This window comes from Pseudomonas sp. FEN (genome assembly GCF_904067045.1).
GTDB lineage: Bacteria > Pseudomonadota > Gammaproteobacteria > Pseudomonadales > Pseudomonadaceae > Aquipseudomonas.
Genome location: NZ_CAJFDC010000024.1, coordinates 191,997 through 212,633 on the forward strand (window position 1 = coordinate 191,997; position 20,637 = coordinate 212,633).

Annotated in this window: 15 protein-coding genes and 2 pseudogenes; 11 read left to right on the forward strand and 6 right to left on the reverse strand. The window is 54.6% G+C overall.

The window, feature by feature from the left end; genetic code table 11:
• Window positions 1-183: 183 nt before the first annotated feature.
• From serC to ihfB, 8 genes and pseudogenes are all read left to right on the forward strand, one after another.
• On the forward strand, window positions 184-1,269 hold the full coding sequence (gene serC / locus PFEN_RS21450) for a 3-phosphoserine/phosphohydroxythreonine transaminase (RefSeq protein WP_191488705.1): 1,086 nt from the start codon (window positions 184-186) through the stop codon (window positions 1,267-1,269).
• A complete protein-coding gene (gene pheA / locus PFEN_RS21455) occupies window positions 1,269-2,363 on the forward strand; it encodes a prephenate dehydratase (protein ID WP_191488706.1) in 1,095 nt (364 codons plus the stop codon). The genes serC and pheA overlap by 1 nt, the downstream gene beginning before the upstream one ends.
• Before the next feature lie 11 nt (window positions 2,364-2,374).
• Window positions 2,375-3,487: a histidinol-phosphate transaminase gene (gene hisC, locus PFEN_RS21460; protein WP_191488707.1), complete on the forward strand. Its 1,113-nt coding sequence runs from the start codon at window positions 2,375-2,377 to the stop codon at window positions 3,485-3,487.
• A 4-nt stretch (window positions 3,488-3,491) separates the two neighbouring features.
• Window positions 3,492-4,415 (forward strand): annotated as a pseudogene (locus tag PFEN_RS21465) (prephenate dehydrogenase/arogenate dehydrogenase family protein); the annotation flags it as partial.
• A 20-nt stretch (window positions 4,416-4,435) separates the two neighbouring features.
• The gene (cmk, locus tag PFEN_RS21470; protein ID WP_191488709.1) at window positions 4,436-5,125 is read left to right on the forward strand and encodes a (d)CMP kinase; all 690 of its coding nucleotides are present in this window, start codon (window positions 4,436-4,438) and stop codon (window positions 5,123-5,125) included.
• A gap of 120 nt (window positions 5,126-5,245) precedes the next feature.
• A complete protein-coding gene (gene rpsA / locus PFEN_RS21475) occupies window positions 5,246-6,937 on the forward strand; it encodes a 30S ribosomal protein S1 (RefSeq protein ID WP_100939090.1) in 1,692 nt (563 codons plus the stop codon).
• Between the two features lie 174 nt (window positions 6,938-7,111).
• Entirely contained in the window at window positions 7,112-7,393 is a 282-nt protein-coding gene (locus tag PFEN_RS30790; protein ID WP_224771035.1) for a hypothetical protein, read from the forward strand.
• A 122-nt stretch (window positions 7,394-7,515) separates the two neighbouring features.
• Window positions 7,516-7,815 carry an integration host factor subunit beta gene (gene ihfB / locus PFEN_RS21480; RefSeq protein WP_191488710.1) on the forward strand — a complete coding sequence of 100 codons (300 nt, stop codon included), beginning with the start codon at window positions 7,516-7,518 and terminating at the stop codon, window positions 7,813-7,815.
• A gap of 659 nt (window positions 7,816-8,474) precedes the next feature.
• On the opposite strand, the gene PFEN_RS21485 is transcribed toward ihfB, so the two are convergent.
• The 6 genes and pseudogenes from PFEN_RS21485 to PFEN_RS21510 form a co-directional block, all read right to left on the reverse strand.
• On the reverse strand, window positions 8,475-9,599 hold the full coding sequence (locus tag PFEN_RS21485; RefSeq protein ID WP_191488711.1) for a glycosyltransferase family 4 protein: 1,125 nt from the start codon (window positions 9,597-9,599) through the stop codon (window positions 8,475-8,477).
• The gene (locus PFEN_RS21490; protein ID WP_191488712.1) at window positions 9,592-10,632 is read right to left on the reverse strand and encodes an NAD-dependent epimerase/dehydratase family protein; all 1,041 of its coding nucleotides are present in this window, start codon (window positions 10,630-10,632) and stop codon (window positions 9,592-9,594) included. The genes PFEN_RS21485 and PFEN_RS21490 overlap by 8 nt, the downstream gene beginning before the upstream one ends.
• A gap of 11 nt (window positions 10,633-10,643) precedes the next feature.
• Window positions 10,644-11,926: pseudogene (locus tag PFEN_RS21495) on the reverse strand (nucleotide sugar dehydrogenase).
• A gap of 30 nt (window positions 11,927-11,956) precedes the next feature.
• Window positions 11,957-13,903: an asparagine synthase (glutamine-hydrolyzing) gene (asnB, locus tag PFEN_RS21500; RefSeq protein ID WP_191488713.1), complete on the reverse strand. Its 1,947-nt coding sequence runs from the start codon at window positions 13,901-13,903 to the stop codon at window positions 11,957-11,959.
• Between the two features lie 14 nt (window positions 13,904-13,917).
• Window positions 13,918-15,237 carry an O-antigen ligase family protein gene (locus PFEN_RS21505; protein WP_191488714.1) on the reverse strand — a complete coding sequence of 440 codons (1,320 nt, stop codon included), beginning with the start codon at window positions 15,235-15,237 and terminating at the stop codon, window positions 13,918-13,920.
• Window positions 15,225-16,655, reverse strand: a complete 1,431-nt coding sequence (locus PFEN_RS21510; protein WP_191488715.1) for a lipopolysaccharide biosynthesis protein — start codon at window positions 16,653-16,655, stop codon at window positions 15,225-15,227. The genes PFEN_RS21505 and PFEN_RS21510 overlap by 13 nt, the downstream gene beginning before the upstream one ends.
• Window positions 16,656-17,944: 1,289 nt before the next feature.
• On the opposite strand from PFEN_RS21510, the gene PFEN_RS21515 reads away from it, so the two are divergent.
• The 3 genes from PFEN_RS21515 (at window position 17,945) to PFEN_RS21525 (ending at window position 20,433) form a co-directional block, all read left to right on the forward strand.
• Complete coding sequence (locus tag PFEN_RS21515) at window positions 17,945-18,541, forward strand: sugar transferase (protein WP_191488716.1); 597 nt, start codon at window positions 17,945-17,947, stop codon at window positions 18,539-18,541.
• Window positions 18,538-19,164 carry an acetyltransferase gene (locus PFEN_RS21520; protein ID WP_191488717.1) on the forward strand — a complete coding sequence of 209 codons (627 nt, stop codon included), beginning with the start codon at window positions 18,538-18,540 and terminating at the stop codon, window positions 19,162-19,164. The genes PFEN_RS21515 and PFEN_RS21520 overlap by 4 nt, the downstream gene beginning before the upstream one ends.
• Window positions 19,165-19,254: 90 nt before the next feature.
• Window positions 19,255-20,433, forward strand: coding sequence for a DegT/DnrJ/EryC1/StrS family aminotransferase (locus PFEN_RS21525; protein ID WP_191488718.1), 1,179 nt, complete (start codon window positions 19,255-19,257; stop codon window positions 20,431-20,433).
• The last annotated feature ends 204 nt before the right edge of the window (window positions 20,434-20,637 follow it).

The following is a 20,637-nucleotide window of genomic DNA, read 5'->3' on the forward strand; positions in this document are numbered from 1 at the left end:
GCGCCTGTCGCGGCTGTTGTAGGAGCGAGCTTGCTCGCGATCGAACGCGAAGCGGTCATTGTTGGACCTCTTCGTTGTGTCAGGGGGATCCAGGTGCCCTTGCGTTATCGCGAGCAAGCTCGCTCCTGCAGGCGTGTGGCGTAGAATGGCCGGTGTGTATTCAAAAGCATAGCGAGAGTGGATGTGAGCAAACGAGCCTTTAACTTCTGCGCGGGTCCCGCTGCGCTGCCTGAAGCTGTCCTGTTGCGTGCCCAGTCCGAGCTGCTCGACTGGCACGGCAAGGGCCTGTCGGTCATGGAAATGAGCCACCGCAGCGATGAGTTCGTGTCCATCGCCACCAAGGCCGAGCAGGACCTGCGTGACCTGCTGGATATTCCTTCGGACTACAAGGTGCTGTTCCTGCAAGGCGGCGCCAGCCAGCAATTTGCCCAGGTCGCCTTGAACCTGCTGCCCGAAGACGGCAAGGCCGATTACATCGAGACTGGCATCTGGTCGAAGAAAGCCATCGAGGAAGCCTCGCGTTTCGGTAACGTCAATGTCGCCGCCAGCGCCAAGTCCTACGATTATTTCGCCATTCCCGGCCAGAACGAATGGAAGCTGTCGAAAGACGCGGCCTATGTTCACTATGTGTCGAATGAAACCATCGGCGGCCTGGAATTCGACTGGATTCCGGAAACCGGCGACGTACCGCTGGTGACGGACATGTCCTCGGACATCCTCTCGCGTCCGGTGGACATTTCCCGCTTCGGCATGATCTACGCCGGTGCACAGAAGAACATCGGCCCGAGCGGCATTGTCGTCAATATCGTCCGCGAAGACCTGCTGGGTCGCGCGCGCTCGATCTGTCCGACCATGCTCGACTACAAGGTCGCGGCCGACAACGGCTCCATGTACAACACCCCGCCGACCCTGGCCTGGTACCTGTCGGGGCTGGTCTTCGAGTGGCTCAAGGAGCAGGGCGGTGTCGAAGCCATCGGCAAGCTCAACGAGGTCAAGCAGCGCACGCTGTATGACTTCATCGACGCCAGTGGCCTGTACAGCAACCCGATCAACAAGAGCAACCGCTCCTGGATGAACGTGCCATTCCGCCTCGCCGATGACCGCCTGGACAAACCCTTCCTGGCCGGCGCCGAAGAGCGCGGCCTGTTGAACCTCAAGGGCCACCGTTCGGTGGGTGGCATGCGCGCCTCCATTTACAACGCTGTCGACATCCATGCGGTGAATGCACTGGTGGCGTACATGGCGGCGTTCGAGAAGGAACACGGCTGATGTCCGAGCAAGAACTCAAGGCACTGCGCCTGCGTATCGACAGCCTCGATGAAAAAGTCCTCGAGCTGATCAGTGAGCGCGCTCGCTGCGCCCAGGAAGTCGCGCGGGTAAAAATGGCCTCGCTGGCCGAAGGCGAAGTGCCGGTGTTCTATCGTCCCGAGCGTGAAGCTCAGGTGCTCAAACGGGTCATGGAGCGTAACCAGGGGCCGCTGGGCAACGAAGAAATGGCGCGGTTGTTCCGCGAGATCATGTCTTCCTGCCTGGCTCTGGAGCAGCCGCTGAAGGTGGCCTACCTGGGCCCGGAAGGTACCTTCACCCAGGCCGCGGCGATGAAGCATTTCGGCCATGCGGTGATCAGCAAGCCGATGGCGGCCATCGACGAGGTTTTTCGCGAAGTGGCGGCGGGCGCGGTGAATTTCGGCGTGGTGCCGGTGGAGAACTCCACCGAGGGTGCGGTCAACCACACCCTCGACAGTTTTCTCGAGCATGACATGGTGATTTGCGGTGAGGTCGAGCTGCGTATTCACCACCACCTGCTGGTGGGTGAAAACACCAAGACCGACAGCATCAGCCGCATCTACTCCCATGCCCAGTCCCTGGCCCAGTGCCGCAAATGGCTGGACGCCCACTACCCGAATGTCGAGCGCGTGGCGGTTTCCAGCAACGCCGAAGCGGCGAAGCGAGTCAAGGGCGAGTGGAACTCGGCGGCGATTGCCGGCGACATGGCGGCCGGTCTGTATGGCTTGACCCGCCTGGCGGAGAAGATCGAGGACCGGCCGGACAATTCCACGCGGTTCCTGATCATCGGCAGCCAGGAAGTGCCGCCCACCGGCGACGACAAGACCTCGATCATCGTTTCCATGAGCAACAAGCCTGGCGCGCTCCATGAGCTGCTGGTGCCGTTCCACGACAACGGGATTGACCTGACGCGAATCGAGACCCGCCCTTCGCGCAGTGGTAAATGGACGTATGTGTTCTTTATCGACTTCGTCGGCCATCACCGTGACCCGCTGGTCAAGGGTGTGCTGGAGAAGATCAGTCAGGAAGCCGTCGCCCTCAAGGTGCTGGGCTCCTACCCGAAAGCGGTTCTGTAAAGGCGTTGATCATGAGCGGTAACTTCCTCGCCCTGGCGCAGCCGGGCGTGCAACAACTGTCGCCTTACGTTCCAGGCAAACCCGTGGACGAGCTGGCCCGTGAACTGGATATCGATCCGGCGCGGATCATCAAGCTGGCGAGCAATGAAAATCCGCTGGGGGCGAGTCCCAAGGCCCTGGCGGCGATTCACCATGCCCTGGCGGATCTGACCCGTTACCCGGACGGTAATGGCTTCGAACTCAAGCAGCGCCTGTCCGAGTTGTGCCGGGTGCAGGCCAACCAGGTCACCCTGGGCAACGGCTCCAACGACATTCTCGAACTGGTCGCCCGTGCCTACCTGGCGCCGGGGTTGAACGCGGTGTTCAGTGAGCACGCCTTTGCGATCTATCCCATCGTGACCCAGGCGGTGAACGCCGATGCTCGCGTGGCGCCAGCCAAGGATTGGGGGCATGACCTGACGGCGATGCTCGCGGCCATCGACGAAAACACCCGCGTGGTGTTTATCGCCAACCCGAACAACCCGACAGGCACCTGGTTTGGTCCGCGGGCGCTGGAGGCATTTCTTGCCGCGGTACCGCGGGATGTCCTGGTGGTGCTGGATGAGGCTTATATCGAGTATGCCGAGGGCGTCGATCTGCCGGATGGCCTGGACTACCTGGCGAGCTATCCGAATCTGCTGGTCTCGCGCACCTTCTCCAAGGCCTATGGCCTGGCGGCCTTGCGAGTCGGCTATGCGCTGTCGTCGCCTGCCGTGGCGGACATCCTCAACCGCGTTCGCCAGCCGTTCAATGTCAACAGCCTGGCGTTGGTCGCGGCCCGCGCCGCACTGGACGATGTCGAATATGTCGCCCACAGCCGACGCCTGAACGAAGCTGGCATGCAGCAGTTGGAAGAGGGGTTTCGCCAGTTGGGGCTGAGCTGGATCCCGTCGAAGGCCAACTTCATCGCGGTCGATGTCGCGCGTGAGGCGGGCCCGGTGTATCAGGGGCTGCTGCGTGAAGGTGTGATCGTACGTCCGGTGGCCGGCTATGGTCTGCCGCGACACCTGCGGGTCAGCATCGGCCTGGCCAGTGAGAACAGTCGTCTGCTGGAAGCGCTGGCCAAGGTCCTGGCTCGTGGTTGATGTCATGCCGATGCAATCCGTGGAGCCTATGATCGGCCGTCTTGTGGTGGTCGGTCTGGGTTTGATTGGTGGATCCTTTGCCAAGGGGCTGCGGGAAAGCGGTCTGTGCCGGGAAGTGGTGGGCGTCGATCTCGATCCGCTGTCGCGTGAGCTGGCGGTTGAACTGGGCGTGGTCGATCGCTGCGAGGCCGACCTGGCTGTCGCTTGCCAGGGCGCCGATGTGATTCAGCTGGCGGTGCCGATCCTGGCCATGGAGAAAATGCTCGGCTTGCTGGCGGGCATGGACCTGGGCCGGGCGATCCTGACGGATGTCGGCAGTGCCAAGGGTAACGTCGTGCGTGCCGCTGCCCGCGCGTTTGCGGGCATGCCGTCGCGGTTCGTCCCGGGGCACCCGATTGCCGGGTCCGAGCAGAGTGGCGTGCGCGCCTCCAATGGCGCCCTGTTCCGTCGGCACAAAGTGATCCTGACGCCGCTGGCCGAGACCGATCCCTCGGCGCTGGCGACGGTTGATGCGCTCTGGCGGGCCCTGGGCGCGGATGTCGAGCATATGCAGGTCGAACGCCACGACGAAGTGTTGGCGGCGACCAGTCATCTGCCGCACCTGCTGGCCTTCGGCCTGGTGGACTCGTTGGCCAAGCGCAATGAGAACCTGGAGATTTTTCGCTACGCGGCGGGTGGATTCCGTGATTTCACACGGATCGCCGGCAGTGATCCGGTGATGTGGCACGATATCTTCCTGGCGAACCGGGATGCCGTCCTGCGTGCGCTGGATACCTTTCGCGCTGACCTGGACGTCTTGCGCGACGCCGTCGATGCCGGGGATGGGCCACAATTGCTGGAGGTGTTCCAGCGTGCGCAGGCGGCGCGCGAGCATTTCGGCAGAATCCTCGCTCGCCGTGCCCGCAAGGGCACCCTGAACGCCAATGATGATCACAAAGAGGCACGGTCGTGAATATTCAAGCTCCAGTTATCACCATCGACGGGCCGAGCGGTTCGGGCAAGGGCACGGTCGCCGGAATCCTGGCCAAGCGCCTGAACTGGTGCCTGCTGGACTCCGGCGCCCTGTATCGGTTGTTGGCGTTCGCCGCGCGCAACCATGGGGTCGACCTGACCAACGAGGAGCTCCTCAAGGCCCTGGCCGCTCACCTGGATGTACAGTTCGTCGGTGCGACCAACGATCGCACGGCGCGGATCATTCTCGAAGGCGACGACGTGACCGAGGATATCCGTAACGAGCAGGTTGGCGCCTGGGCTTCCCAGGTGGCGGCGTTGCCGGCGGTGCGCGAGGCCCTGTTGCAGCGCCAGCGGGCGTTCCAGGAGCCGCCTGGCCTGGTGGCCGACGGTCGGGACATGGGCACGGTCGTGTTTCCCGATGCGCCACTGAAGATTTTCCTGACTGCCAGTTCCGAGGAAAGGGCGCGTCGCCGGTACTTGCAGTTGAAGGCCAAGGGCGATGATGTTAGTCTGTCGAGTCTGCTAGATGAGATACGTGCCCGCGATGAGCGTGACACCCAGCGAGTGGTAGCCCCGCTCAAGCCGGCGGCTGACGCCATACAGCTGGATTCCACGGAATTGTCCATCGAGCAGGTGCTGGAACGCATCATGAGCGAGATCGCCATTCGCGATATCGCCGGGTGACCAAGAAGCGTGCGGGGGACCAGTCATAGTCCTGCATGGCTTCTTTCATATGAACGTAACCCACATCGTCTGGGGTGTGGCAGATGGGCGTATTCTTCGCCCTTATCAACAGGAATTAAAATGAGCGAAAGCTTTGCGGAACTCTTTGAAGAGAGCTTGAAGACCCTTAATCTTCAGGCTGGTTCGATCATCACCGGTGTTATCGTTGATATCGATTACCAAGCTCGTTGGGTCACTGTCCACGCTGGTCTGAAGTCTGAAGCTCTGATCCCGCTGGAACAGTTCTACAACGATGCTGGCGAGCTGAACATCAACGTCGGTGACGAAGTTCACGTGGCGCTGGATTCGGTTGAAGACGGCTTTGGTGAAACCAAGCTGTCCCGTGAAAAAGCCAAGCGCGCTGAATGCTGGATCGTTCTGGAAGCAGCCTTCGCAGCCGAAGAAGTGGTCAAGGGCGTTATCAACGGTAAGGTTAAAGGCGGCTTCACTGTCGACGTTAACGGCATCCGTGCGTTCCTGCCAGGTTCTCTGGTTGACGTCCGTCCAGTGCGCGACACCACGCACCTGGAAGGCAAAGAGCTCGAATTCAAGGTCATCAAGCTCGACCAGAAACGCAACAACGTTGTCGTTTCCCGTCGCAGCGTCCTCGAAGCCGAGAACTCCGCCGAGCGTGAAGCTCTGCTGGAATCCCTGCAGGAAGGTCAGCAAGTCAAAGGTATCGTCAAGAACCTCACCGATTACGGCGCATTCGTCGATCTGGGTGGCGTCGATGGCCTGCTGCACATCACCGACATGGCTTGGAAGCGTATCAAGCACCCATCGGAAATCGTCAACGTTGGCGACGAGATCGATGTCAAGGTTCTGAAGTACGATCGCGAGCGCAATCGTGTTTCCCTGGGCCTCAAGCAGCTGGGCGAAGATCCATGGGTTGCTATCAAAGCCCGTTACCCAGAAAGCACTCGCGTTACCGCTCGTGTTACCAACCTGACCGACTACGGCTGCTTCGCTGAGCTGGAAGAAGGCGTTGAGGGTCTGGTACACGTTTCCGAAATGGACTGGACCAACAAGAACATCCATCCTTCGAAAGTCGTACAAGTCGGCGACGAAGTGGAAGTCATGGTTCTGGACATCGACGAAGAGCGTCGTCGTATCTCCCTGGGCATCAAGCAGTGCAAGTCGAACCCATGGGAAGACTTCTCTGGCCAGTTCAACAAGGGCGACAAGATCTCCGGCACCATCAAGTCGATCACCGATTTCGGTATCTTCATTGGTCTGGACGGCGGCATCGACGGTCTGGTTCACCTGTCCGACATCTCCTGGAACGAAGTGGGCGAAGAAGCCGTGCGTCGTTTCAAGAAGGGCGACGAGCTGGACACCGTTATCCTGTCGGTTGACCCAGAGCGTGAGCGTATCTCCCTGGGTATCAAGCAACTGGAAAGCGATCCGTTCTCCGAGTACGTCTCGGTTAACGACAAAGGCGCCATCGTTAAAGGCATCGTGAAAGAAGTTGACGCCAAAGGCGCCATCATCGTTCTGGCCGACGATATCGAAGCGACTCTGAAAGCCTCCGAAATCAGCCGTGACCGCGTTGAAGACGCGCGTAACGTCCTGAAAGAAGGCGAGGAAGTAGAAGCCAAGATCATCAGCGTTGACCGCAAGAGCCGCGTGATCCAGCTGTCGATCAAGTCGAAAGACGTTGAAGACGAAAAAGAAGCCATCCAGAGCCTGCGCGACAAGCCAGCTGCTTCGGATGCTCCAGTCGACACCACTCTCGGTGCTCTGCTGCGTGCACAGATGGAAAAACAGAACTGAGTTCTGTCGGACCATAGAAAAAGGGCGACTTCGGTCGCCCTTTTTTGTGTTTGGGATTTGATGTTCGAAGCCTGAAACGAATTTATTGTGAGGTGGTCTCATGCGTGAGTTTAAAGGTTTTGTCATCAGGGGGGGGCAGTGAGTGGTTCGGGATCCTCATGACCAAGGAGATGAATGAGCAAGCTAATGGCTGTTCTCGCGCTGTTGATGCTGACAGGGTGTGCTACGCACGCCAAGACTCACGTCAGGCACGATGTGAGCGGTATAGAGATCGACTGCTCGGGGTTGGGATCGGATTGGGATAAGTGCTACAAGCGAGCCGCCCGGGAGTGTAAGACTCAGGGGTATAAGGTCGTCACCAAGTCCAGCGACGCCAAGGATGAGGAGGGAGGGTATTTTTTTGGCTGGAATCCGGCAGGTGCCGTTACTCGCACGATGCTTGTGATTTGCAATTAGATGGTTGAGCTCGATGTTTCCTCCTCATGCAGATTAGTCAATAGATGGGCTGTTCAAAATCCTCCGCGCATGCTAAAACCTTCGAAGTGCTTTCCTAGCTGCTTGAAAAAGAAGGGAAAAATATGACGAAGTCGGAGCTGATCGAACGAATTGTCACCCATCAAGGGCTGCTTTCATCCAAGGATGTGGAGCTGGCCATCAAGACCATGCTTGAGCAGATGTCCCAGTGCCTGGCGACCGGCGACCGGATTGAGATTCGGGGGTTTGGGAGTTTCTCGCTGCATTACCGGGCGCCGCGGGTAGGGCGAAACCCGAAGACCGGGCAGTCGGTGAGTCTGGATGGGAAATTTGTACCGCATTTCAAGCCGGGGAAGGAGTTGCGGGATCGGGTGAATGAGGATGAGGATGAAGAGAATATCTGACCAATTAGCTGATGGAGCATTGTCCCAGCAATATCCTCGGCGACGTATGCGATAACGCTACAGCAACTGGTGAGTAACCCTTAGATTCTCCAGTGAAACAGCAGGCCCCGAGTTCTTCCACGTTGCTCGTATACGAGTTGATAGCCTGCCCTGCATTTGGTTTTTCCGATAGCGCCTGGCTTGCTGCTCGGTGTGTGAAAAAATACAGCACGACAGACAGGAAATGCCATTTTTCCTGAATTCAGATGCAAGTTAAGTAATATCGCCGTGTTAGGCTCAAGTCGTAAGGCATCACGCCTCCGGTTAAAAATTTCGTGATGTTCAGCTACTCGGCCATTGCTCGTTCATAGGCATGAGAACCTGGCTGATTGCTGATGAAGCCAGACTCATGTATCAAACTACAGAGCCTTGAGCTTGCCTGTTTTCGCGTATCACCGACAGGATGCTAAGGCTGCCTCGCGTTTCAATTCAGCAGAAAAATAGCGGCGTTATTGGCTATCCGACACCTTGATCTGCCAAGCACTCTTGGCTAAATGGATGACCATGGATTTCACTAGTCCACTACATTGTTCATCGATACGATGGGGAGGGCGCTATTGGGACAGAGGAAATGCTACCAGCCCGGTGGTGTTTACAGCCACCGAGCTGGTGCGGGGTTATTAGCGGCGCAATTCCATTGCGTCGATCATGGCTGCGTTTACACGATGCACGTCATACTTTTGCTCTGCAAGGGCACGACTTGTGAGCCCCATTTGCTCACGTAACTCGCTCGAGCCTGCCAAGCGAGCCATCGCTGCTGCTAAATCAGCTGTGTCACGCGGTTGGACAAGAAACCCGTTGACCCCGTCCTGAACCGTCTCGCGGCATCCCGGTGCATCGGTGGTAATTATAGCTCGTCCGCTGGACATTGCTTCGAGCACAGATCGTGGAGTCCCCTCTCGGTATGAGGGCAACACAAATATGCTGCAAGCACTGAGGTATGGCTTCACATCGCTGACTGCTCCATGATATTGGACTATTCCCTCTTTTTCCCAGCCTGAAACGATATCTGCGTTAATTCCCGAGGGGTTGGAGTCCAGTGGTCCGACTAAATGGAAAGTTGCTTGCGGGTATGCAGATTTCAGCATGCGAGCGGCGTTCACATACTCAATTACACCCTTATCACGCAGCAACCTGCCTACGAACAAAAAGCTCGGTTGGAGTGGTAATGGGGTTACCGGGAAGCTTTCTGTGTCGACCCCCGAACCATTAACGATCCAAGTCGGAAGTTTCGCGTTGAAAAGTCCTTGGTCCTCGAAGAGCTGTCGGTCATCCGGGTTCTGGAAGAACAGGCCGTTAGCGAAGCGCAATCCGAACTTGTACAAAATCGATGCTAAGCGATTTATGAGGCCACGACTGAAGCTTGCCTCGACCTCGGTGAACGCATAGCCTAGCCCGGTAATCAGGGCATAGCGTCGCTTGACCCGCGCCAGAAACGCAGCAGGCAAGCCATAGACCACTGGTTTTATAGTGTAGGCGAGTACTACGTCGGGATTTATTCTATGCAAGCACCGGATAAGTTGTAGCAGGTAGCGCAGATCGGCGAATGGATTCAGCCCTGCGCGTGCCATCGGCACAACATGGTATGCAATCCCTTTATCGGCGAGTCGTTTGCGCACCACGTCATCCTCCTCCGGTGCAATAGCAGCGACTTCATGGCCGTTCGCTCGCATTGCATCCAGAAGATCTCCGCGAAACCTGATTAGTGATTCAGCGAGTCCAGCTATTACGACAATCTTAGACATGCTTGCCTACATGAGTTGTGTAATAGGTTGCAGAATCCCGTAATCCCTCTGCAATACGATGTGTCGGTGTGTAACCGAGCAATGATTGTGCCTTGCTGATATCCGCCTGAGAGTGACGCACATCGGCGGCTCTGAAGTCACGGTACACCGGGTTCACATCCTTCAGTTCAGGCTTGGCAGCACAGGCAAGCTCCCGAATACGGGAGAACAGTTCATTCAGTGTGGTACGGTCGCCGACAGCCACGTTGAACACCTGATTCAACGCCCTGGTTTCTTGTGTTGTGGCGGCTAGCAGGTTGGCCTGGACAGCATTGGCCACGAAGCAAAAGTCACGGCTGGTTTCGCCGTCACCGTTGATATGAATTGTTTCGTCGCGGAGCAGTGCGCCAAACCACTTTGGAATAACAGCAGCATATGCACCATCAGGATCCTGTCTTGGGCCGAATACGTTGAAGTACCGTAGTCCTATGGTCTGAAATCCATAGCAACGTGCAAACACATCCGCGTATAACTCATTAACGTACTTGGTGACGGCATAGGGTGATAGTGGCAGACCGATCCGATCTTCAACCTTGGGCAGGCCAGGGTGATCACCATATGTGGAGCTTGATGCGGCATAGACGAAGCGCTTGACGCCAGCGTCCCGGCTAGCAACTAGCATATTCAAAAAGCCATCGATATTCGTGCTGTTGGTTCGAATCGGGTCCTCTAGCGAACGGGGTACGCTACCCAGTGCCGCTTGGTGAAGAACGTAGTCGACATCCTCCTCCAGAGCGCGTTGGCAGTCTTTCAGTTGGCGGATATCGCCTTGCACAAACTTGAACTGTGCCCAGGTTGTATCTGAAACGGTCTGCTGCACTAGGTCAAGGTTGCGTTGGTGGCCTGTTTCGAAGTTGTCCAAACCGATCACGCGCTGATTCAGATGAAGTAGTGCCTCAAGCAAATTTGAGCCGATGAAACCGGCCACACCGGTGACTAGCCAGGTGCGCGGCGAAGCGGCTAGTTCTTGGCGCAGTAATTCGTAAGTGTTCATGTCATTCTCCATTAAAGGCGCCAGAAGCGCGTACCTGCACTTTCTAGAGCCGGGCCGTCGCAAACGCCTTTGACATCGATCACAACGGGAGCGTTGTGCATAAGCTTCAGATAATCGTTGCTTGTCCAGCTAGCATAAGCATCATGTGCAACAGCAACTACGATTGCGGCAGCAGGTTGGAGTTCATCGAGTTTGTGTAACAAGACGCCGTACTCGTGTAGGGCTTCTTCCGGTTCGGCCTCTGGGTCGAAAACTTGTACCTTGATCCCGAATTCCTCGAGTTCCCGAATGATATCGATGACGCGAGAGTTGCGCAGATCAGGGCAATTCTCTTTGAAGGTCAGACCAAGCACTGTAACTACGGCACCGGCAATAGGGTGGCCGGCATGGATCATCTGCTTGATTGTCTGCTGTGCAATAAAGGCTCCCATGCTGTCATTGATGCGACGACCTGCCAGAATGACCTGAGGAATATAGCCGAGCTTTTCGGCCTTATGCGTCAGGTAGTAGGGGTCTACGCCGATGCAGTGTCCGCCTACCAGTCCCGGTTTGAATCTCAGGAAATTCCACTTGGTCCCTGCTGCTTCCAAAACATCTAGAGTGTCAATGCCCATGCGGTCGAAGATCAATGCCAGCTCATTCATCAGAGCAATGTTCAGATCGCGCTGCGTATTTTCGATCACCTTGGCGGCTTCGGCTACTTTGATGGACGCGGCTTTGTAAACACCGGCCGTGACTACAGAGCTGTACACATCGGCAACGATTTCGAGCGTAGCGGCGTCTTGTCCAGATACCACCTTCATGATTTTGGTGAATGTGTGTTCTTTGTCGCCCGGGTTGATTCGTTCCGGCTGTAGCCTACTGTGAAGTCGGTGCCACATTTCAAGCCTGATAGACGTTCGAGGATTGGAACACAGATATCCTCCGTGACGCCGGGGTAGACAGTCGACTCATATACGACAACGTCGCCCTGTTTGAGCGCTTTACCAACAGTTTCGGATGCTTTTACCACCGGAGTCAGATCTGGTTGGTGAGCATCGTCAATCGGTGTGGGTACAGCAACGATATGGAAATCCGCCCGGGTAAGAACCTCGATTTTACTGGTAAATTCAATTTGCGTCTGTGCCAACTCATCGCGGCTGACTTCGTTTGTACGGTCTTGTCCCGAGCGTAGTTCTTGCAGTCGGTTTTCGTTAATGTCGAAACCGATAACTGGTCCGTGTTTGCCAAATGCCACAGCTACAGGCAAGCCAACATAGCCAAGTCCTACCACTGATATTTTTCTCGAATGCATGGATTTTACTCTAATAATGGAATCTTTTATTCAGATGATTCGTTTTCTATCGAGCCAAGCTTGGAACATCAGCACAGGCCAAAGTTGTTGCTGGTAGTTTCCTTGTCCTCGAAGGTGCCTTTCCCAGACGGCCCTGATTGGGCCGGGTGTGAAGTAACCTTCGCTTGCCAATCGCTGTGGGTCCAACAAGGATTCGGCCCAGTCGCGTAAAGGGCCACGAAGCCAATCGTGTAGCGGAATACCGAAGCCCATTTTGGGGCGCTCGATGAGTTCTCGTGGAACGTAGCGATAGAGTAGCTGGCGCAGTATCCATTTGGTGCTGCCATTGCGGATTTTGAGCGACATCGGCAACGTCGATGCAAATTCGACGATTCGATGATCCAGGAATGGCACACGGGTTTCCAGGCTGACGGCCATTGCCGCGCGGTCTACTTTGGCCAATATATCGTCCGGTAGGTAGGTCAGTGTGTCCTGACGCATCATCCAGGAAGCGAAGTCGCTATTTCCGACAGATGCCTGGCTTGACATGGTGTGTGCGCCAATCACCACGTCAGTAGCATTCGGCCACTGTGATACCACGCGATCATACATTTGGCTGGCAGAGTCGTAGCGCATGATGCCGGCGAGTTTGTGGAGCTTTTCGCCAGGCAACCGCACACGCAGGCTGCTGGGAATGATTGGGTTTAACCCATTGGCGATAGAGTCCCAGCGATTCGGCGGTGTGGACTCAATCAGTCGGGCGACCAGTCTGCGTGCAGGTCCCGGCACGCGACTAAGTTTTCGCCATAGGCTGGGTAGGAACTGATAGCGATTATATCCACCGAATAGTTCGTCGCCCGCGTCACCAGACAGGCTCACAGTGACTTGGGTGCGTGCCAACTGCGATACGAGATAGGTGGGTATTTGCGATGAGTCAGCAAAGGGTTCGCCGTATATGTCGGATAACTTTGGCACCACGTTAAGGGCGTCCGCGCCTGATACATAGAGTTCGGTATGGTCGGTGCCGAGATGGCGGGCCACAGCTTTTGCGTGCTCAGCCTCGTTGTAGCCGGGATTGTCGAAGCCGATGGTAAAGGTCTTGACCTGTTGGGACGATAGTGATTGCATCAAACTGACGATCAGAGTCGAGTCGATGCCTCCAGAAAGGAATGCGCCGAGGGGGACGTCGGCCACCATTTGGTCGCGTATCGTCGTGCGCATCAGCTCATGAAGTTGTTCGATTGCTTCGGCGTCGGAAAGCGTCGGGCCACTCCCCGATTGCACCGTGGGCAGCTCCCAATAGGTCTGTGGCGCTCCAATCGTGCCACTTGCGAGGACTGCATCATTGAGTTCGATCCAACTGCCGGGTGGCAGTTTGTGAATACCCTCATAAATGGAGTTTGGTGAAGGTATGTACGCATATTTCAATAGTTGCGCCAAGCTGCCGCGTGAAACTTCTGCGTCAAAGCTCGGATGCGCATTGAGTGCCTGCAACTCCGATGCGAAGATTAACGCGCCGTTCTTTAGGCCGTAATAGAGCGGTTTTTCTCCGATCCGGTCACGCGCAAGTGTGAGGGTTTCTCGGGTGCGGTCCCATACCGCCAGCGCGAACATGCCAACCAGCTTGCGCAAGGTTTCAGCGATACCCCAGTGTTCGAATGCCGCCAGCATCACTTCGGTATCCGAATGGCCGCGCCAGGGCAGTGGGCTCTGCTGTGCTGCGTCGAGTGCTTTGCGCAGTGCCTGGAAGTTGTAGATTTCACCGTTGAAAACAATAACGTAACGTCCTGTTGGTGACGTCATAGGCTGGTGACCGGCTGAAGTCAGGTCAACAATTGCAAGTCGGCGGTGGCCAAGGAACAGGCCGGCGCCATTGTCCCAGGCGCCAGCGTCATCGGGGCCGCGATGAAAAATAGCGTTGGTCATACGCTTGAGGGCGTTTGGCTCGTCATACCTGCCTTGGCTGTTAGGGTGCCAAAACCCAGCAATACCGCACATGGAACAATCTCATTTTAATCAGATGGGTTGAGGCTTCTACGCATGGTAGTAAAACTGTGATTCTTGACCGCTAGCGCACAGATGATCATGTAGAGACTGAATACGGGCTGCCGGAGCATAAAGTGAGCCCCGGAAAAAACCATCAGAACGACCAGTACCGCTAGCGAATAAGGGTCTCGGGCTTGATATGCCTTGACGAGAAGCCATAGGTACATAGCGGCGAACAGCAGCACGCCTGCTATTCCGACCTGGGTCAGCATATCGAGGCCAATGTTGTGAGCCTCCTCCTTCTTTGCTGGATCTTCCAGGTAGGAAAACGCGCCAGGGCCATGTCCGATAATGGGCGATTGCAGCCATACTTCGTACGCATGGACCCACAGGGTTTCGCGCACTCCGGCCTTATTTTGATCGAAGCCGATTCCGATCATGGAGTCCGATTTGCTAGGAGCGGAAGCTATCGGGGGGCCTGACAGCGGGGTTTCGTTGTCGGTTGGAGCAAACATTGAGGCGGCAGCACTGGCAACAGCTATCTTGACCTCAATGAGTTTGTCTCGGCCAGGCCCGTCGATCACAAGTTTGAATGAACCAAATGCTAATACAAAAGCGACCAGCATTGTGGTGAGCATTTTCCAGTTGGATCGTTTTACCCAGAGAAGCGTCATGATTGCTAGGAGCGGTAAACCAATGCACCAGGAAAGCAACAGTGCGTCACTACGCACGGAAATGCCGATTAGAAAAAACACCCAGAGAAGTAGAAAGTTTCGCAGCCAGTGTGCACCGTGCCAGTTCGAGTCACGGTAAATAGCCATCAGCCACATCGGAATCGGCAGCAGGAAGAGTGCGAGCTGGTTGGGGTTCGCGGACCAGGCGGAAAGGCGCGGGTATTCGGCATTGATCCCGAGCAATTCCGCCAGTTTGTAAGAGTCCGTCAGGAAGCAAAAAAATGGGACAGCTAGCAGCATGATTGATATCGAGCTCAGAGCTCTGATGAAACTATTGAACTCCTGTTGCGATGCCTGCTCAATGCAGGTCAGCGCCATAAGTGAGAAGCACGCTGTGTATACGTATGCCACACTTGTGTGAGCGGAGCTGGCTCCTTCGAGAGGGCTGAGCAGTGCGGCTATTCCCGCAATCGTAATAAAGCCTATCCAGAAGAGCATAATGGGGTGGGTCAGATAACGCACCGCGTGTCTGTAGCATAAGGTCCACAGAAATAACGGAATAACAGCAAGCTCGCCAATTCCGATTGGTAGCTTTCCGAAGCGCGGTGCCGTGGCCACGGAGGCAAAAGCGATCAGCGCTGCCCCGATTGAGATGTAGTTCACTCTGCGCATTTTGCCTGCCTCAGATCGCGCAGAGTTTTCGCCAGAAAGGCGAGGCTGATCATGAAAACAGCAAGTAGGAGTAGCGTCGCAACTGTTCCTACCATGCCGTTGATTGAAGTTGTCAAAAATACCCCTAAACCTACCCCGAGCCAAGGCAAAAGCCCGAGTATAGATCCTCGGACTGAGGATGACAAAAGTATACCATTACGGACGTCGACAATTGCGACCGCCAGCAGTTGAGACGTGAACCATGCCCATCCGATTTCTCTTGTTGCGCAGCCATAGAAGGTGAAAAGCGTTGCGGCGCCAGCTCCAAGTGAGAGTAAATTGATCAGAAGTGCAGCTCCTGCATTTTTCTGTGCCTGTAAAAATTCATACCCGAGACGAACGTGCCCAGACATGCAGACCCCAGCAAGTAGTCCTGCAAGGAATGGACCGGCATCCTGGAGTGTGGGGAACCATTGAGCCAGTAGCGGATAGATGGTGAGTCCCGCGAGCGTGAACGCCCCGTAAATGAGTGCGCTCCCTAGTGTTAGATTGGACATCATGTCCTTAAGCCATGCTTTTCTGTGCGTATCGGCTAGCCATTCGCAAATCTTAGGATAGATCAGAACCGGATAGAGAGTTGCAACGAACCAGATCTTGTTCAGTATGTCGTAGACGGATCTGTACTTGCCCAGTGTTTCTGCACCGTAGGCGTGACTGACATAGATGGATATAAATTCGGTCGCAAGCACTTGCAGGAGAGCGACTCCGATGATCGGCGCCGCCAGTCGGTAAAGAGTGGTCACCAAAGACCACTCGACTGGACTGCGGGGTTCCATTTCTTGGTTGCGCCAGAACAGCCAAAGAATCAGATAGTCGGGGATCTTTCGGAGTACAACGGCGGCTAACACCCATTCGATCTGATGTGTCGAGGCGGCGACAATCGCTACTGCAAAGAAGCGGCTCAGCTGGATGCACAATTGATATTGCGCGTAGGTAAAGTGTCGTGCTCGTAGGACATTCAACATCTGAAAATACTGACCTGGCAAGGCCAGTGCGTACTCGACCGCTGCTGCTATACCGATCCAGTACGCCAGGTTCAGTTGATCTGTACGCAATGGAAATAGGGTTGAAGTGCCCATGGCAATTATTGGGGTAGTCAGTAGCAGCGCAATGCCCACAATGATGTAAGCCGCTCGGCAAGAGTTGATTAGCTGAGCGCGTTGCTCTTCCTTTGCCGAATAAATGGTGCTTACCGCTGACTTGGATAAGGCCGAATCAAGAAACAATAGTGTGCTCGATAGAATAATATAAACCGAATAGAATCCATACCCTTGAAAGCCGACATAGTGAACAAGAATAGGAATAATCAGAATGTTCAGTAGAAAATTCAAGCCATTGGCTGAATACAGCGCTAGGGATTTCTTCAGCCAGCTATTCAATTCCACCTTCCTATGCCGAATACGTAATGTTCTCAACGTTCCGGTTTTCATCCGGGGGGGGGCTCTGGGTCGCAACGCATGTTGTGATTTGTGGGCTTCGAATGAGGCCCTCTATCTCTGTGTGTGCGAGTTGAGCGCCATGCAGGGCTCCAAGGCCATGGCGTGCGAGCAGATGCCATGAGCTGGAAGGTGTTGAATGATACTGGATGGAGCGGCTCTGGCAAGTAGCATGAGTGAATGGCGTGCTTGTCGGTCGTAAGCTGAGCGTCTACAAGCGCTTTGCGAGTGCGGGTGTACGGGCGCGCGCGTTCGCCTAGACATGCGAGTGATTCGGGCTGATTTTCGTGGTAAATGCATCAAAAACCGAGGTGGATTTTTTTGAGGCTGCTTCAATCAGTATCTACTGGCGAAATGCTACATTGCGTTCAAGGAGGCTATGAGAACAGGTAGCGCTGTTCAATGCTTGACGAAAGGAGCTGTTTTTATGATAACCTTCAAATTTGTCTTTCGGAATTTTGATGTGTTTGTTTCTGTGTATGGTGACACCTTGCGGAAATTTTCTCATTCGCAGTCATGAAAGCGATAGTCGCAAAACTGGCTGCGACACGTTGCTCTTAGGTAGGGTGCCGCGATGCTCTATATTGGATCCTGTGCTGAGGGGATGTCACGTTGAAGTCATTCGGTAAATTCCAGTTTTTGCGAGGTGGTTCTTATGCTGCGTCGCAGCCCCTCGACGATCAGTTGCGAGCTTCGTCGCAATCGATTCGTCAGTGAAAGCTGCGTTGGTCTGCGTTGCTACCATCATGATCTGTCAAGAGGGTAGAGTGTGTGAGTCCACTTGGAGGCTGATCATTGGAAATGAGTGCATCGAACTAATGGTTTATTGCTGTGAGAGCGCTTTTCTCCCAAGTGAATCGCAGGCAAGCTAGGCGTTATGCAGATGAAATTCAATGACGCTTATGTCTTCCGTGAAATGATCTGCAGTGCGATCTACTCCTTGCCCAGGTTGAGAGGGGGCAAGATTAGCAGTAGGTTGATTTGCTCGTATCTCCTAAAGAATATGATCTTGTCGTTACACCGCCGGGAAGCGTTGGATGCGATTGTCTTCCAGATGAATGTTCGCTCTCTCACGTGTTTTGTTTTTAGGTATTTAATTGAGATTGTTATGGGGTTGGTGGGGCTGTATCGATCTGCTCCTATTATTTATTTAATGGCTGTGCTGCACTTGTTTAGTGTAGTTGTTCAGTATTTATTGCGTAAGCTCGCTCAACTAATATTCGGATCAACAAATGTTCAAGCGATTTATTGATGTCGGTGCCTCATTGTGTGCTCTTATACTCTTGGCGCCAGTGATGGCTATCGTCATCTGGAATGTCCGCAAAAAGCTCGGGTTACCCGTTTTCTTCAAGCAGGTTCGTCCTGGGCTCGATGGAAAACCTTTCGAAATGGTGAAGTTTCGAACGATGCGCGACGCCGTGGATTCCGATGGTAATCCTTTGGCAGATTCGGAGCGAATGACTCCTTTCGGAAGCTTTCTTCGTGCCAGTAGTCTGGATGAGTTGCCGGAGTTATGGAATGTGTTGAAGGGCGATATGAGCTTGGTTGGGCCGCGACCGCTACTAATGGAGTACCTGCCTCTGTATAGTCCGGAGCAGAACCGCCGTCATGAGGTTCGTCCCGGTGTAACCGGATGGGCGCAGATCAACGGCCGTAATGCGTTGAGTTGGGATGAGAAATTCAAATTGGATGTCTGGTATGTAGACAATCAATCCTGCCTGCTCGATTTCAAGATTATTTTCGCGACGGTGAAGAAGGTACTTGTCAAAGAGGGGATCAGCGCGGAAGGTGAAGTTACTATGTCTAAATTCACTGGCGGTAAGCAATGAGAAGATTGGCGATTCTCGGGGCTGGTGGGCATGGGAAAGTTGTCGCCGACACTGCACAATGCTGCGGTTGGGATCAAGTAGATTTTTACGATGATGCATGGCCCGGAGTCGAGCGCAATGGCTGTTGGTCCGTAGTGGGGGATTTGGCGACGATTTACGCTCGACTCCAAGACTATCAAGGTGTCACTGTTGCAATCGGAAATAACACCATTCGGCATTTTAAGCTGACAGCTTTGATCGGCGCGGGGGCGCCTGTCGTGTCATTGATTCATCCGGCGGCGGTCATCAGCCAATACTCCTCCGTTGGCCTTGGTTCCGTAGTTTTTGCCGGAGCGGTGGTCAATGTTGACACGAAAATTGGAATCGGAGCGATCCTCAATACTGGTTGTAGCGTCGACCATGATTGCATATTAGGAGATGCTGTCCATGTCAGCCCGGGGGCCAGATTAGCTGGTGCCGTCAGTGTGGGTGATCGGAGTTGGATCGGAATAGGTGCCTGCGTGAGGCAATTGATCAAGATTGGTGCTGATGCCATTGTCGGGGGGGGCGCGTCAGTGGTAAATGACGTCTCTGATGGCATGTTGGTTGTTGGTGTACCTGCGAGGGCCTCGCCTACAGCGTAAGGGTAGATCGACTATGTAGGTGGCATGTGTTGGGTTTTATGTAATTAATTGATTTTCTAAATTATTTCTTGAAATTAATGGACGTGGGCTGTGCTGAACTCTCCTTTTTCTCCCTGGCCTTCCTTTTCGGAAGAAGAAGCCAACGCTGTACGTGACGTCATCCTTTCCAACAAAGTCAATTACTGGACCGGACTGGAGTGTCGTGAGTTCGAGAAAGAGTTCGCTGCTTGGAGCGGAGCTCATTATGCTGTCGCTCTGGCCAACGGCACAGTTGCTCTGGATCTCGCATTACAGGCATTGGGCGTCGGTGCTGGGGACGAAGTAATAGTGACCTCTCGGACCTTTCTTGCATCAGTGTCCAGTATCGTCAATGCTGGTGCGACCCCTATTTTTGCTGATGTAGACCCCAATTCACAGAATATTACGGCGCAAACCATTGCTGCCGTCCTGACATCGCGCACCCGAGCAATAGTGTGTGTCCATCTTGCGGGTTGGCCTTGCGACATGGATCCGATCATGGCCCTGGCCGAGAGGTATAATCTCAAGGTAATCGAAGATTGTGCTCAGGCCCATGGTGCAAAATACAAGGGGCGTCCAGTCGGTTCCATTGGTCATGTTGGGGCGTGGTCGTTTTGCCAGGACAAGATCATGACCACGGGAGGCGAAGGAGGGATGGTCACGACGAATGATCGTGATTTGTGGTCCGACATGTGGTCCTACAAAGATCATGGCAAGAGTTGGGAGGCCGTCTACGAGCGAGTACATGCGCCAGGTTTTCGTTGGTTGCATGATAAATTTGGTACCAACTGGCGCATGCTTGAGGTGCAAGGAGTATTGGGGCGTATTCAGTTGCGACGTATGGCTCAATGGCACGAAGCACGATTGGCCAATGCTCATAGAATTTGGACCGCTGCAGATCAACTGAGGGGGCTGCGAGTGCCTGCGGTCCCGGAGGATTGCTTGCATGCGGCTTACAAGTGCTATGTCTTCATCGAGCCTCAGGCATTGAAACCCGATTGGAATAGGGATCGGATTCTCAATGAAATTGTCTCTCGCGGTGTTCCTTGTTTTTCGGGTTCGTGCTCTGAAGTTTATCTGGAAAAGGCATTCGATAACACACAGTTGCGGCCGCTGAAGCGTTTACCGATTGCCAGACAGTTGGGGGATACTAGTTTGATGTTCATGGTGCATCCGACACTGGCCTCTTCGGAGATAGACAAAACGTGTCAAGTTTTGCATGACGTTATGCAGGAAGCGCTCGCCGATTGACACTTATATAAGATTTTTAAACGAGTTTGTCCTTGGTTATGAACTTTTTGGGTGAATACGGGTTAAGAAATGAGTTGTTTCGGATGTGGTGGGTAGCTAGCATAATTTAAGATAGAAGCTGAGCTGCGATTGCAAGTCTTTTGACTTGGAAATTTACGGTATTCAGGTCGCCATTCGGCTCAGGAACGGTCTAGGTTTTACGAG